This is a genomic window from Cytobacillus sp. Bac17 (assembly GCF_024519925.1).
Taxonomy (GTDB): domain Bacteria; phylum Bacillota; class Bacilli; order Bacillales; family Cytobacillaceae; genus Cytobacillus; species Cytobacillus pseudoceanisediminis.
This window is the reverse complement of record NZ_JALJRC010000003.1, coordinates 164629-176630: the sequence shown is the minus strand read 5'-3', so window position 1 is coordinate 176630 and position 12002 is coordinate 164629. Positions and strand designations below refer to the sequence as shown.

Genomic DNA, 12002 nt, shown 5'->3' with positions numbered 1-12002 from the left:
GGGGTTATGAAATGGAGCTTAAAACAGAGAGGCTACTAATCCGTAAGTTCAAGTCAGAAGACTGGCAGGCAGTCTATGAGTACACTTCAAATCCTGAAGTAATGAAATACATTCCAGGAGGTTTTTTTACAGAAGAAGCTGCTAAAGAGTTTATCTGCGAGAATACCGAAAAAGCAGAGCATTTTCCCGTTCTTTTAAAAAATGGAGATGTTCTAATTGGCCATCTAGCTTTCCATAAATATTTTGGCGATCATACATATGAAATTGGCTGGGTGTTCAATCCGAAGTTTTATAATGAAGGCTATGCATCAGAAGCAGCATATGCCGTGCTGAAATATGGCTTTGAAGAACTTGGGCTTCACCGGATTATTGCAACCTGCCAGCCTGAGAATCCAGCTTCTTATCGGGTGATGGAGAAAATTGGCATGAGGCGGGAAGGCTGCTTCAAAAATTGCATTCCTCATGGCGATGAGTGGTGGGATGAATATTATTATGCGATTTTGAAAGAAGAGTGGAACATAGATAACTGAACAAGCAAGTATATCACCATCCTGATTGGAAGAAAATAATGTCCAGGAGGTGATATACATGGCTAAAGATGTTCTTTGTGAAGTAAATAACTGTACTTATTGGGAAAAGGGAAATAAGTGTGGTGCAGAAGCTATTTACGTTGTCAGCCATAAAGGCAAGCAGGCGTCCAACAGCAAAGAGACAGACTGTAAAACGTTCGAACCAGAAGTTTAAGGCAAGGGGTAACCGATTTGGTTACCTTCTTTTATCTATTATTGATAATAATTATCAGTTTCATTCAAAAAAATTTTACCATGCTGATTCTTTTGTTTTTCGAAGAGGCGTCAGTTTTTTCATGTTCTTAAAGATTTTATAATGGGCAGTGCCTACTTTTTCTTCTACATAATCCAATGAATAATCACCCGATGGATCAGATAGTTCCCCAATCGCACGTGATAGGTCATCAATCACGGTTCTGTATGATTCATTCTTCTTATGGTCTTCCTTTGAATTCATTTCTACCATAATGTCGTGAGCAAGGCTTTGAATTCTTCGTAAACGAATTTGCTTCGCGGGCATATTATCGCATCCTCCCTTTTTTTACTGAATCAATATATTATATATGGCCTTTCCATAGAAAAAATAACTGAAATCCCAAGTGCGCATTTACTGGAATATTATAGTATAATGAGTGGGTGTTTATTTTTCTGACAATTTAGTAAAAGGAGGCGTTCATTATGCTAAATAAAACTTTAGTTACCATGGATAAAAATAAGGGGAGAACGCCTAATTAAAATCGCGTTTCCCCAAAATGTGAAAAGGGGAAATTTATATGAATACCGGCAAAGTGAGAATTGAAGAAGTAACAGCAGACAATTGGTATGATTGCTGTTTATTGGAGCTTTCAGAGGAACAAAAAGCCTACATGGAGCCGAATGCTGTTTCCATTGCGCAATCTAAATTTGAAACAGCGCTGAAACCGTATGTGATTTACTTGGAGGATAAAGCTGTCGGCTTCTTAATGTTTAATGCATGTATAGAGGAATTGGATGCTTACTGGATTTATCGGATTATGGTTGATAAGGCGCACCAATGCAAGGGAATAGGCAAAAAAGCGACTGAACTGATGATAGCGGAGATGATGAAACTGCCGAATGCGAAAAAATTTGCAGTAGGCTACCATCCTGAGAATCTTGGGGCACACAAGCTTTATGCAAGTTTGGGGTTTGCGGATCATGGCCACCGTTTTGGGAAGGAAATGGCGGTTGTGAAAGATTTAGGCTAGAGAAAGAGGAGGGAAGAAGCAGAATGAAATTGGGAATGGCCCTGTTTATAGGAGGGCTGATTTTGCTAATGTCCGGCATCTTTCTGTCGGCCTATTGGGCAGCTGCCGGCAGTTTCATGGGGATCTTCGGAGGGATGATAATGGGAAGCTCTTCTTATTTCCTTGCGAAAACAGGGCAGAAGGCAGGTTAAGAGATAATGGAACTTATGATTTTTTTATTTGTTTTCTTTATTTTTTTGGCAATCAGTTCAGTAATGAATGTTTTATTTAAGGACTGAAAAGAAGCATTGGGGCATTTCATTGCTGCTGAGCCTGGTGTTAGCTGTCATTTCCATTGCCATTTTGGGGATTAAATAGTGATTGAAACCGGGTACTTTTGTGTATAAAAATGCTTGGAAAACACAAACTTTAGGTATCCTAATACGAAAAGGTGATGAAAATGGATAAACAATATCATTTTGCCAAATTGTCCGACGGAGATCTGCAGCAGGTGCATAACCTGGAAAAGCAGTTAAGTGAGGAAAAGGGAGAAGAAGTCATTCTTATTGCTTATCATGATCAAAAAGAGAACAATAAATAAAAAAGATTAGAAATCCTCAGTGTGTAGAGATATTGGTAAGTTTTTTATCGGCCAAAAATATATGTCGAAAGATACGTCTGCCATCTGAAATTTAGTTTTATTTTCGGAGGGGAATTATGTATAACGAGGACAGGCTGCCTCAAAATGCAAAGAAGGCATATTATTTTTGTTGATCATTTCTGTCATTTCGGTAAACGCGATTGCACCGATTATTGTGGAAGTGGAACGCGGCTTCAGAAAAGAAACTATTTGGAAACCTTAAAGATTATTCCGTTTATGTGGGTGATCGTGGTCTTGCTTGTAAGGTTAGTGGCGGGACCATTAGCTGGCAGAATTATGCAAAGATTTTCAGGGCAAACGGACGGATTTAATGCCCGGATTTTATTGAATACTTCATTGAATGTGACCATTCTTTCTATTTTTTTAACCATACTAGGCACCTGGGTTGGTTCGAAACAAATAAGCCTGGAGCCGTTTCGAAATTTTTTCCACAGCTGGTTACGGAATTTCGGTGTTGCATTCTGGATTGAGCTATTGATTGCCCGGCCTATTGCAAGACTTGCAATGAAATAAATCCATGCCAGACAAACCAGCCAGGCAGGGATTGTAAATAAAATCGTTAAAAAACGCTTGGGATTTTATATCTCAAGCGTTTTCTTGCATATAATTTACTTTTTATCTGCAGGCTGTGCGTTAAACAATTTCACCTGAGGAGGTGCAGCAAAATATTGAGGGGCTTTCGCTGTAAAGGAGGTAAAATGTTCTGTCTGGTTGTGAAACTTTACAGCGTCCATATCCTCCCATAATTCCACCATCGTATAGGACCCCTCTTTTTCTGTATCTTTTAAAAGGTCATAAGAGATATTGCCTTCTTCTGCTCTAGAGGCATCGATAAGCGGACGGATTTCGGCAAGAAAGTCATTTTCTTTATCAGTTTGTACTTGGAAGCCAGCATGAATAATGATCATGTTTGATTTCTCCTTTATGAGTTATTTCCACTCCGTGATATCTTCAACAGGCAGGCGGACAGATTTATAGCCCTGATCAGCGGCTTTGCCGATTGAGATAAGCATGACAGGATAGTAGCGTTCCTTGTCAAGATGAAATGCATCAGCTATGCGGTCTTTTTCATAGCCTCCAATTGGATTTGTATCATAGCCATGGGCACGTGCTGCAAGCATTAGCTGCATGGATACGAGACCAGCATCAATCAGGTTCATTTCTTTCTTTTGCTCGAATGTCATGTTTTCCATTAAGCCCTTGATGGATGGCACCTGTTTGTCTCTTACATCAGCAGGCATATATCCTTTTTCAACAGCTGTATCATAAATTTTTTCAATGAATGTTTCACTCTTCATATCAACAAAGACGGCAATGACAGCTGCTGATGTCTCTACTTGCCTTTGGTTGAATTTTGCAAGCGGTGCCAGTGTTTCTTTGCCTTCTTTTGAATCGATCACCACAAAGCGCCATGGCTGCAGGTTAACGGATGAAGGAGCCAAAGACGCTTCTTCCAGGATTTCTGCCATTTCTTCTCTGCTTATTTTGACCGTTGGGTCATAATTACGGATGGAACGGCGTCCTGTGATGATTTCCTTAAAGTCATTGGTAACGGTTTTATTCATGATGAACTCTCCTTTATGTTTTTCTGAATGTGAAAATTACAATTTATCTATATTTTCCTGGATGCGTGTGAGCATATTTAATAGTGTGCTTCGCTCAAGTTCCGAAAAGCCGTTCAGGATTTTGGAAATAAATCGCTGCTTTTCTTCGCAGTAAGCAGCAATCTTCGTTTTGCCTTCCTCTGTGAGGCTGACATAAGTAAAGCGATTATCTTCAGGATTTTTCCTGCGGATTACCATGCCTTTTTCTTCAAGCTGCTTAAGGTGTCTTGTGACAGCAGCATGATCAATATTCACTTTTTTCTGAAGCTCCCGCTGCGTAATTTCTTCCGCTTCAAAAAGCTCCCGAAGAATCTCAAGCCGTGACTGGCTGATGCCTGTACAGCGTTCAAACTTCGGCATTGTCTGCTTACTGAGCTCAAACAGCCGGGCGGCAATTAATTCTTCTTCCTTTGAACATTTGAACACAGCATCCCCGCCTTTTGTATAATTGATAGGTCAATGATTGATACGTCAATTAATATAACCCAAAATATTTTAGAAGTCAAACTGGATGTTTAGGCAGAGAAAATCCTGCTGAATAATTTATGGGTCAGCAGGGTTTTCAGTAATTGAGCTTCGTTTTTCTAAAGTTTCTCTGCTTCCATAAGCCACACAAACCGATTCAGCTGCTTAAACCTAACAGAGAATCCATTGGATTGAAACATGCTTTCTAATATAGGGATGGTTGTATAGTATTCTGTTTCCAGGTCTTGAGCCAGGCTGAGGAAATGTTTATTTTTAGCCTCCTTGATAAAAGTCTGTTTTTCGTCCTCGCTACCAAAGACAGTATCGGCAAAGACAACTTTCCCGCCAGTTGAAAGGAGGGCGCTGTATTTAGTTATGGCATTGGCTTTTTCGCTGTCTTCTAAATGATGGAATGCGTAGGAGCTGACGAAGGCATCTATGGGGCCAATCAATTGAAAGTTTAAGAAATCACCATCTAATAATGTAAGATGAGGCATTTTATTGCTTGCTATTTTCCTCATGGCAGCAGAAGGTTCCACTCCGACTACTGAACAGCCTTTCTCCAGGAGTCTTTGAGTTAAGTTTCCCGTACCTGTACCGAATTCCACCACATTTCCATTAACAAGATCGGAAACTTCATTAAGAATGTGTTCATAATTCAAAAACACCTCTTGATATTCAAGGTCTTTACCCGTTACTGCCTGATCATAGGAATCTGCCCAGTGGTCAAACAAATCTACAAATTCACGGCCCATTGTAAAATCACTCCTTTTAATTCTTATAATACTTATTGGTATAGTATGAATAAGTATCCCGCTTGGCAACTTTGTAACTTGCCTTTATTTTCAGTTGCCAGCTGATTTTTTAGCTGATAATTGACAAAAAAACATTTAAAACATACTATACAAGTAGGAATAATAAGAATTAAAGGAAACATAAGTAAAATCCAAAAAACGCTATGGAGAAGAGTAACCATTCTTTCTGAAAAACAGAGGTGCTGACGATGAATTATTACAGCAGTGTGAAGGAACTGATTGGGCATACCCCTCTTGTGAAAATCAAACACTACGCTGTTCCGCATGGAGTAAATGTTTTCGCTAAGCTTGAATATTTTAACCCCGGCGGCAGTGTAAAGGATCGGTTAGGACAAAAGCTGATTCAGACAGCGATTGAGGATGGGCTGCTTCCGGAAGATGGGGCTGTAATTGAACCGACTGCAGGGAATACCGGGATCGGCTTAGCGCTGGCTGCTATTGGAACGAAGATCAAAATCATCTGTGTCGTACCTCAAAAATTCAGCGTTGAAAAACAGGAACTAATGAAGGCGTTAGGGGCAGAAGTTATTAATACGCCGACTGAAGAGGGCATGGAAGGCGCTATTAAGAAGGCTGAGGAACTGCTGCTAAAGATTCCTAATTCCTATAGTCCTCAGCAATTCAGCAATGAAAATAACCCGCAAACGTATTATGAAACATTGGGACCTGAGATTTTCCAAGCGTTAGATGGGAAGATCGATATTTTTGCAGCAGGAGCAGGGACTGGCGGTACATTCATGGGCTGCGCCAGATATTTTAAAGAAAAGAATCCAAAGATAAAGACAGTTATCGTTGAACCTGAAGGATCCATTTTAAATGGCGGAAAGGCAGGGCCGCACCGAACAGAGGGAATCGGGATGGAGTTTTTGCCGCCGTATATGGAAATAGGTTTATTTGACGCCATTCATACCATTTCAGATAAAGATGCCTTTAAACGAGTTAAGGAGCTGGCATTATTGCAAGGATACTTAGTTGGAAGTTCGTCAGGAGCTGCTTTCGAAGCAGTATTGAGAGAAGCTGAGAACGCTGCGCCTGGCACGAATATTCTCACGATTTTTCCTGACAGCAGTGAGCGGTATTTAAGTAAATCTATTTATGAGGAGGATAAACAATGAGAAAGAAAACACAAATGATTCACGGCGGCATCTCCAGGGATGAACATACAGGTGCCGTCTCCATTCCTGTCCACCATGCCAGTACCTTTAAACAAGATGGTGTGGGCAATTTCATTTATGAGTATGCAAGAACCGGAAATCCGACAAGGCATGCACTGGAGGAATTAATAAAGGATTTGGAAGGCGGATACCGCGGGTTTGCTTTCGGTTCCGGCATGGCGGCTATCTCTTCTGTAATGCACTTATTTTCAACAGGAGATCATGTTATTTTCACAGATGATGTATATGGCGGGTCCTATCGATTAGTGACAAAGGTTCTGACGAAATATAATGTAGATGTAACCTTTGTGGATACAAGTGATTTGGCTGCTGTGGAAGCGGCGATCCAGGAAAATACAAAAGCCATTTATGTTGAAACGCCAACAAATCCATTGCTGAAGATTACAGACTTGGCCGGTATCTCCAAACTGGCAAAATCAAAGAATCTGCTAATGATTGTAGATAACACCTTCAGTACACCATATTGGCAAAATCCGATAGAACTGGGTGCTGATATAGTCCTCCATAGTGCCACCAAATATATAGGCGGACATAGTGATGTGGTTGCTGGGATGGTTGTGGTGAATTCCGAACAGCTTGCTAGAGATATGCACTTCATCCAAAATTCAACCGGTGCTGTTCTGGGACCGCAGGACAGCTGGCTATTAATCAGGGGAATTCGGACACTGGCCATTCGGATGGAGGAAATTGAAGAAAATGCGAAAAGGGTGGCACATTTTCTTGCCAATCATCCACAGGTTTCAAAGATTTATTATCCAGGATTTAAAGATCATAAAGGCCATGACATTCACTTGCAGCAGGCACGGGGCTTTGGCGGAATGATTTCCTTTGATGCCGGAACCGGTGAAAAGGCAGAAGAGGTCCTTAAAAAAGTAAAATACTTTACCCTGGCAGAAAGTTTGGGCGCGGTGGAAAGTCTAATTTCCCTTCCAGCCAAAATGACACATGCATCGATACCGAGAGATCGCCGTCTGGAATTGGGAATAACAGACGGCCTGATCCGCATATCGGTTGGTCTGGAAGATGCCGAAGACTTGATTGAGGATTTGGAGTCAGCGCTATAAGGAAAAGCCCCATTTAGTTCAAATTCTAAATGGGGCTTGCGTATTTTTTTATTTGAAAATGATTAACTTCTTAACGCTCTTCTGACTTTCCTTGCAAAATTGATTGGATGATCAACATCCTGGATATTCACATAAATGAGGCTGGGCTGATCAAATAGCCACTCATTGTGTACGGACGAAACGGTTATTACCTGTTTAATAATGGCACAAGCAAATCAGAGGATGACAAGAAGATTTTGCTGAATCTTCATTCAGACTGGTATGCAAAGAGAAGGGCGTTTTACGAAGTGCTTCCGGAATATGAGATTCCGGCTTGATACAATGGAAAAATAAGTGCCTGTCACCTCAACAGGCACTTATTTTCCTAATGATGGTCTGCAAGATAAAGGTCATCAATCTGCATGGCTAGCTTAAAATCCAGACCTGTCAGCCCATTCTCACTCCAGGAAGTGAGGGAGATGATCACCATTTTGTATTGAATGGTGATAAAAGGATGATGGTTTTCTTTTTCAGCAAGGGATGCTATTTTGTTTACGAATGCGATTCCATCGAGGTATTCTTTGAAACGGTAACGTCGTTCAATCCATTTGCTGTCTTTTCTTTTCCAGTCCGACAGCGTGGATAGTTGCCGGGCTATTTCTTCTTCACTTAATCTTTTCATACTTTGACATTCCTCCTGCCAAAAATGACATCGAGTCCGTTTTGAATCAGCCGGACATAGCGTTCTTCCCTGCTTAACTTTTCAAGCTGGTCCAGGAGCAGTTTTTTCAAAGGGGATTCTTTGTCATGCTTTTCAAGCAGTTCCAAAACTTCCAGCTGAAGCAGCCATTCTTCCGGGAACTCATCGAGAATTTTTCCGATAACACTGTGAAGAAGGACATCCTGAGAGAAATTCGTGTCTCTGATTTGCCTTACTTCCGCATATAGCTCTTCCAGAGGCGTAAGGGTTGTTCCTTCTTTTGGACTTTCTTCTTCGTTTATAACAGATTCCCCGTGGTATGCAGCGTAATCTGCTGCGATGGGCCGTGCAGAAACAATCTGACTGCCCACAGCTAAATCATATGTGCCCCAAGTGGGATGGAACAAGATTTCTTCTCCCTTTTTGACGAGACATTCTTCAAGTGATATTAAAACAAGGGTATCATGATTAAATAATAGATTCGTCACATGGCCGGAAATTTCTACTCCGCTTTCGAATGTGATTTGCATCATTTTATTTATTTCGATGCCAAGTTTTTTCAGGCTCTGTTCAGATTGATTCTCCAGCTTAATGCCTCCAGCAAGTTTTCCGATAGGCGCTCCAAAGCCGTCATTGTGAATATCAGGACCATGATGATTAATTTGTTCATTTTGAATCGAAAGGGCACTTGGACCTGAGGTTTTGACATAGATGGCTTCCCCTTCTGCATCCTTCATGATATCGGTGAAAAGACCAGTAATCTGAATTCCGGAATTGAACTCGATGTGCGCAACCTTGCTTGAAGCGATCGCTTTTTCGATAGCCACTGTACCGCCTTGTCTGAAGGCCATCGACTCGCCGAACCTCGTCACTTCCTCAATCAATTGTTCAAAGCTTTCGCAAACAAATAGCTGAGTCTGCATAGATGTAACGTCATAGCTGGTGTTAATCGCATCTTCAATTGTGAACAGGCGTTTCTTCACCTGATCGGACAGGCTATGTTTACTTTCTCCTACAGATGACAGCAGTCCTGCACCGAAGATCTTGGGCTTCTGCAGATCGCCAATCAGTCCAAATTCAACTGTCCACCAAAAAATCCGGGAGATTTGCTCAGCTTCAGAAAGTCCTTTTACGAGCTGCTGTTTTTCCTTTAACCGCTGTTTGGCTGCTTCAATTTCTTCTTCTGTTGAAACAGGACTTTCCATGACAATCGATAAATGCCTGATTGCTTCAAACACCTCATGTTCTTCTTTTGTCGCAAAAGCGTTGGCGCCGATATTCCCTATTAATTTAACAAACTCTGAGTAGGTTTCATCAAATAAAATCGGTGCATGCCCCGCCGCTTCATGGAGAATGTCAGGAGCGGGTGTGTATTCGATATTGGTCTTCTGGCGTATATCCGTTGCGATAGGAAGGATGCCATGCGCTTGAAAATCAAAAAACGCTGTGCCGGGAATCAATCCGTCGACAATGACAGCCCCCCAGCCGATTTTATCTAAATGATCGTTCATTTCACTTACCCGTGGAATGCTGTCGATGGAAATGCCGGATGACTTCAGACCTGAAGTGAATGCATCATGGGCTATGTCCTCAAGGAAATGATGATTTTGCCTCATCACATATCTCCAAACCGCATGGTCAATGGGACTGTAAGCATTGTAATGCTGCTGGGCTGTAAAAGGGCGTAAGTGCAGGGGAATCGATTTCTTCATTTGGTATGTCTCCTTTTATTAGTTTTCATGCTTAAACGCTTTTTAGTGCGAAAGTAAATGGATATAAAAAGTCCCTGCTGAATTTTCATTCAGCAGGGACGAATTTATTCGCGGTACCACCCTGATTGTAAGTATAGAACTTACCACTTCACAGAATAACGGCTAAACCGTCTTATTTCAGAAAAGAAATAAGAAGCTCCAGAAACGTAATTCATGATCTCCTTTGTACTGGTTTTCAGCACCACCAGCTCTCTGTAACAGGGAGGATACCACTACTTCAATTCCTTCAAAGCATTTAAGTATTAGGATGCTTTATATCTTAAACGCTTTTAAGTGTTAAAGTCAACACATTTTATTTAATAAAAAGAAAAAGCCCAGAAGCATTTCTGAGCTTGTGTATTATTGTTCAATTTTAGCTGATCTGCGCTCCTGCTCTGCCATGATTTCCGCATCTTCGGCATTGTCCCGTGTTACTTTCTGAGTCAGAATGGAACCAACTGCCACCAGGAGCATGACCGCAATATAATACCCTTTTTCATTAAGCTCCATATCAGCATTGTAAAGCCCAATCAGAAACAGGCCAACGCCGGCGATCAGTGTAAAGTATGCTAAAAATGTAAAAGCTGGCGTGTTTCTCCTTCTATACTTTTGCATGTGTTTCAATCCCCTTTTTTCATAACAAATTTTCTCGGTTCCCCTTGCAGTGCTGTAAGGTTTACATCTAATACAGCAGATGTAACATTTTATTCTTTATGACTTAAAATTATCCTTTTTTGTAAAAAAATGCAACATAAAATCATGTGAGTTTTCTACTGTTTTTAATTTTCGTTGAAAATTCACCTATTTAGAAGATATGTTAGTGTAAAAAGGTTTAAATAAAGAGAGAATCTAAAGCTGGTATTTTTTTATTGGCTGAAAGGAGGTAAAGATTTGTTAGCGAATATAGTGTTCCGGGATTGATTCTGTTTTACTTTTATTGCTGATAGCAAGTGGAATATTTTTTGTTTACCGGCTGTTTAAGAAATAACCGATATGAGGTGGGCAAAGTGCGCTATATTTTATTAATCGCAGTAATAGGTTTGCTGATTTATATTCTTTTTCGGATGTTTAAGTCCAGAAGAGACGTATCAGGCAATAACTTTACCCCAATTGATGACTTGGATAATGGGCTGATCAGGAAAAGCAGCAAGGAACCTCATAAAATTGAAGCTAGAGTGAAACTTCATTTGAAGATAGAAAGGAGAATTATATCTGGATACTATGAAATTTACAGAAGAATACAATGATCCGATTTTATATGATAAAGAGAATAACTCCTACCAGGAGGATGTATCCTATCTGCTGAAATGGGCTTCAAAAACGGGTGGGCCAATTATTGATTTAGCCTGCGGGACAGGGAGAGCGGCCATTCCGCTGGCAAGTAAAGGGCATCGTTTGATTGGAGTAGATGCCCATAGCGGAATGTTAAACCTTGCAAGGGAGAAATCAGCTGGGCTGGGCCTGCAAAAAATTGAATGGGTGGAACAGGATTGCCGAGGTCTCAGTCTGAATGTGAAGAGTCCGTTCATGTTCTCAGTCGGAAATTCTTTTCAGCATTTTTTAACGAATGAAGATCAGGATGATTTCTTATCATCTGTTAATAAACATCTGGAACGCGGCGGCATCTTTGTCTTTGGATCAAGGTTTCCGAGTGTGGAAGAGCTGCTGCAGCCTGCAGAAGAAGAATATTGGAAAACGTATATAGACCCTGTCAGTCAAAACAAAGTGGATGTATATACAATCAGTACGTACGACTCACTAAGTCAGATTCAGCATTATATCACTGTAAGAAAATTTTACGATAGTGAAGGAATGCAGACCAATGAAAAAAGAACAAGTATAAACCTGCGGTATGTTTTTCCAAGAGAAATGGAGCGGCTTCTATTGAATAACGGAATGGAGATTGTCCATGTATTTAGTGATTGGCAGGAGACACCTGTCAGATCTGATAGCTATGAGATGGTTTATGTTTGCAGAAAGATGAGAGAAATTTAGGGATTATACTGCCTGTCCT

At 40.8% G+C, this 12002-nt stretch carries 19 protein-coding genes, 1 pseudogene and 1 other annotated feature; of the genes and pseudogenes, 11 read left to right on the top strand and 9 right to left on the bottom strand.

Annotated features, from left to right (window positions below):
* The first annotated feature begins 11 nt into the window (after window positions 1–11).
* The gene (locus tag NR125_RS07590; RefSeq protein WP_256814919.1) at window positions 12–530 is read left to right on the top strand and encodes a GNAT family N-acetyltransferase; all 519 of its coding nucleotides are present in this window, start codon (window positions 12–14) and stop codon (window positions 528–530) included.
* Between the two features lie 58 nt (window positions 531–588).
* Window positions 589–744 (top strand): DUF1540 domain-containing protein, encoded by a 156-nt coding sequence (locus NR125_RS07585; protein ID WP_009335488.1) that lies wholly within the window; start codon window positions 589–591, stop codon window positions 742–744.
* A gap of 75 nt (window positions 745–819) precedes the next feature.
* On the opposite strand, the gene NR125_RS07580 is transcribed toward NR125_RS07585, so the two are convergent.
* Window positions 820–1089 carry a hypothetical protein gene (locus NR125_RS07580; RefSeq protein WP_009335487.1) on the bottom strand — a complete coding sequence of 90 codons (270 nt, stop codon included), beginning with the start codon at window positions 1087–1089 and terminating at the stop codon, window positions 820–822.
* A 253-nt stretch (window positions 1090–1342) separates the two neighbouring features.
* On the opposite strand from NR125_RS07580, the gene NR125_RS07575 reads away from it, so the two are divergent.
* From NR125_RS07575 to NR125_RS07560, 4 genes are all read left to right on the top strand, one after another.
* A complete protein-coding gene (locus tag NR125_RS07575) occupies window positions 1343–1795 on the top strand; it encodes a GNAT family N-acetyltransferase (protein ID WP_256814918.1) in 453 nt (150 codons plus the stop codon).
* A 23-nt stretch (window positions 1796–1818) separates the two neighbouring features.
* Window positions 1819–1986, top strand: a complete 168-nt coding sequence (locus NR125_RS07570; RefSeq protein WP_009335485.1) for a hypothetical protein — start codon at window positions 1819–1821, stop codon at window positions 1984–1986.
* A gap of 248 nt (window positions 1987–2234) precedes the next feature.
* A complete protein-coding gene (locus NR125_RS07565) occupies window positions 2235–2375 on the top strand; it encodes a hypothetical protein (protein ID WP_019381106.1) in 141 nt (46 codons plus the stop codon).
* Window positions 2376–2519: 144 nt separating this feature from the next.
* Complete coding sequence (locus tag NR125_RS07560) at window positions 2520–2948, top strand: DUF2798 domain-containing protein (RefSeq protein WP_306219733.1); 429 nt, start codon at window positions 2520–2522, stop codon at window positions 2946–2948.
* A 95-nt stretch (window positions 2949–3043) separates the two neighbouring features.
* Here NR125_RS07560 and NR125_RS07555 read toward each other — a convergent pair whose 3' ends face one another.
* The 4 genes from NR125_RS07555 to NR125_RS07540 all read right to left on the bottom strand — a co-directional run bounded on the left by NR125_RS07555 (window position 3044) and on the right by NR125_RS07540 (window position 5259).
* A complete protein-coding gene (locus NR125_RS07555; protein ID WP_009335484.1) occupies window positions 3044–3343 on the bottom strand; it encodes a putative quinol monooxygenase in 300 nt (99 codons plus the stop codon).
* A gap of 21 nt (window positions 3344–3364) precedes the next feature.
* Complete coding sequence (locus NR125_RS07550) at window positions 3365–4000, bottom strand: nitroreductase family protein (protein WP_256814916.1); 636 nt, start codon at window positions 3998–4000, stop codon at window positions 3365–3367.
* Window positions 4001–4036: 36 nt separating this feature from the next.
* Window positions 4037–4465, bottom strand: coding sequence for a MarR family winged helix-turn-helix transcriptional regulator (locus tag NR125_RS07545; protein ID WP_009335482.1), 429 nt, complete (start codon window positions 4463–4465; stop codon window positions 4037–4039).
* A 158-nt stretch (window positions 4466–4623) separates the two neighbouring features.
* The gene (locus tag NR125_RS07540; RefSeq protein WP_192908095.1) at window positions 4624–5259 is read right to left on the bottom strand and encodes a class I SAM-dependent DNA methyltransferase; all 636 of its coding nucleotides are present in this window, start codon (window positions 5257–5259) and stop codon (window positions 4624–4626) included.
* A 248-nt stretch (window positions 5260–5507) separates the two neighbouring features.
* On the opposite strand from NR125_RS07540, the gene NR125_RS07535 reads away from it, so the two are divergent.
* A complete protein-coding gene (locus tag NR125_RS07535) occupies window positions 5508–6434 on the top strand; it encodes a PLP-dependent cysteine synthase family protein (protein WP_192908096.1) in 927 nt (308 codons plus the stop codon).
* Window positions 6431–7558 (top strand): bifunctional cystathionine gamma-lyase/homocysteine desulfhydrase, encoded by a 1128-nt coding sequence (locus tag NR125_RS07530; protein ID WP_192908097.1) that lies wholly within the window; start codon window positions 6431–6433, stop codon window positions 7556–7558. The genes NR125_RS07535 and NR125_RS07530 overlap by 4 nt, the downstream gene beginning before the upstream one ends.
* A gap of 62 nt (window positions 7559–7620) precedes the next feature.
* Here the strand turns inward: NR125_RS07530 and NR125_RS07525 are convergent.
* Window positions 7621–7773, bottom strand: a pseudogene (locus NR125_RS07525) (DUF1259 domain-containing protein); the annotation flags it as partial.
* Between NR125_RS07525 and NR125_RS07520 the strand changes: the two are divergent.
* Window positions 7726–7875, top strand: a complete 150-nt coding sequence (locus tag NR125_RS07520; RefSeq protein WP_256814915.1) for a hypothetical protein — start codon at window positions 7726–7728, stop codon at window positions 7873–7875. The pseudogene NR125_RS07525 and the gene NR125_RS07520 sit on opposite strands and share 48 nt — an antisense overlap.
* Before the next feature lie 47 nt (window positions 7876–7922).
* On the opposite strand, the gene NR125_RS07515 is transcribed toward NR125_RS07520, so the two are convergent.
* The 3 genes from NR125_RS07515 to NR125_RS07505 all read right to left on the bottom strand — a co-directional run bounded on the left by NR125_RS07515 (window position 7923) and on the right by NR125_RS07505 (window position 10603).
* Window positions 7923–8219, bottom strand: coding sequence for a 4a-hydroxytetrahydrobiopterin dehydratase (locus NR125_RS07515; RefSeq protein ID WP_019381100.1), 297 nt, complete (start codon window positions 8217–8219; stop codon window positions 7923–7925).
* Complete coding sequence (locus NR125_RS07510; RefSeq protein WP_192908098.1) at window positions 8216–9949, bottom strand: aromatic amino acid hydroxylase; 1734 nt, start codon at window positions 9947–9949, stop codon at window positions 8216–8218. The genes NR125_RS07515 and NR125_RS07510 overlap by 4 nt, the downstream gene beginning before the upstream one ends.
* Before the next feature lie 91 nt (window positions 9950–10040).
* Window positions 10041–10248: a binding site (T-box leader), on the bottom strand.
* A 100-nt stretch (window positions 10249–10348) separates the two neighbouring features.
* A complete protein-coding gene (locus tag NR125_RS07505) occupies window positions 10349–10603 on the bottom strand; it encodes a YiaA/YiaB family inner membrane protein (RefSeq protein WP_009335475.1) in 255 nt (84 codons plus the stop codon).
* Between the two features lie 392 nt (window positions 10604–10995).
* Here NR125_RS07505 and NR125_RS07500 point away from each other — a divergent pair, with 392 nt between their 5' ends.
* Entirely contained in the window at window positions 10996–11235 is a 240-nt protein-coding gene (locus NR125_RS07500; protein ID WP_192908099.1) for a hypothetical protein, read from the top strand.
* Window positions 11210–11983: a class I SAM-dependent methyltransferase gene (locus tag NR125_RS07495; protein ID WP_192908100.1), complete on the top strand. Its 774-nt coding sequence runs from the start codon at window positions 11210–11212 to the stop codon at window positions 11981–11983. The genes NR125_RS07500 and NR125_RS07495 overlap by 26 nt, the downstream gene beginning before the upstream one ends.
* Window positions 11984–12002: the final 19 nt, after the last annotated feature.

Bases quoted from the DNA above. Each gene is read 5' to 3' on its own strand.
- NR125_RS07590 (WP_256814919.1), top strand. From the start codon at position 12: ATGGAGCTTAAAACAGAGAGGCTACTAATCCGTAAGTTCAAGTCAGAA.
- NR125_RS07585 (WP_009335488.1), top strand. From the start codon at position 589: ATGGCTAAAGATGTTCTTTGTGAAGTAAATAACTGTACTTATTGGGAA.
- NR125_RS07580 (WP_009335487.1), bottom strand. From the start codon at position 1,089: ATGCCCGCGAAGCAAATTCGTTTACGAAGAATTCAAAGCCTTGCTCAC.
- NR125_RS07575 (WP_256814918.1), top strand. From the start codon at position 1,343: ATGAATACCGGCAAAGTGAGAATTGAAGAAGTAACAGCAGACAATTGG.
- NR125_RS07570 (WP_009335485.1), top strand. From the start codon at position 1,819: ATGAAATTGGGAATGGCCCTGTTTATAGGAGGGCTGATTTTGCTAATG.
- NR125_RS07565 (WP_019381106.1), top strand. From the start codon at position 2,235: ATGGATAAACAATATCATTTTGCCAAATTGTCCGACGGAGATCTGCAG.
- NR125_RS07560 (WP_306219733.1), top strand. From the start codon at position 2,520: ATGCAAAGAAGGCATATTATTTTTGTTGATCATTTCTGTCATTTCGGT.
- NR125_RS07555 (WP_009335484.1), bottom strand. From the start codon at position 3,343: ATGATCATTATTCATGCTGGCTTCCAAGTACAAACTGATAAAGAAAAT.
- NR125_RS07550 (WP_256814916.1), bottom strand. From the start codon at position 4,000: ATGAATAAAACCGTTACCAATGACTTTAAGGAAATCATCACAGGACGC.
- NR125_RS07540 (WP_192908095.1), bottom strand. From the start codon at position 5,259: ATGGGCCGTGAATTTGTAGATTTGTTTGACCACTGGGCAGATTCCTAT.
- NR125_RS07535 (WP_192908096.1), top strand. From the start codon at position 5,508: ATGAATTATTACAGCAGTGTGAAGGAACTGATTGGGCATACCCCTCTT.
- NR125_RS07530 (WP_192908097.1), top strand. From the start codon at position 6,431: ATGAGAAAGAAAACACAAATGATTCACGGCGGCATCTCCAGGGATGAA.
- NR125_RS07515 (WP_019381100.1), bottom strand. From the start codon at position 8,219: ATGAAAAGATTAAGTGAAGAAGAAATAGCCCGGCAACTATCCACGCTG.
- NR125_RS07510 (WP_192908098.1), bottom strand. From the start codon at position 9,949: ATGAAGAAATCGATTCCCCTGCACTTACGCCCTTTTACAGCCCAGCAG.
- NR125_RS07505 (WP_009335475.1), bottom strand. From the start codon at position 10,603: ATGCAAAAGTATAGAAGGAGAAACACGCCAGCTTTTACATTTTTAGCA.
- NR125_RS07495 (WP_192908100.1), top strand. From the start codon at position 11,210: ATGAAATTTACAGAAGAATACAATGATCCGATTTTATATGATAAAGAG.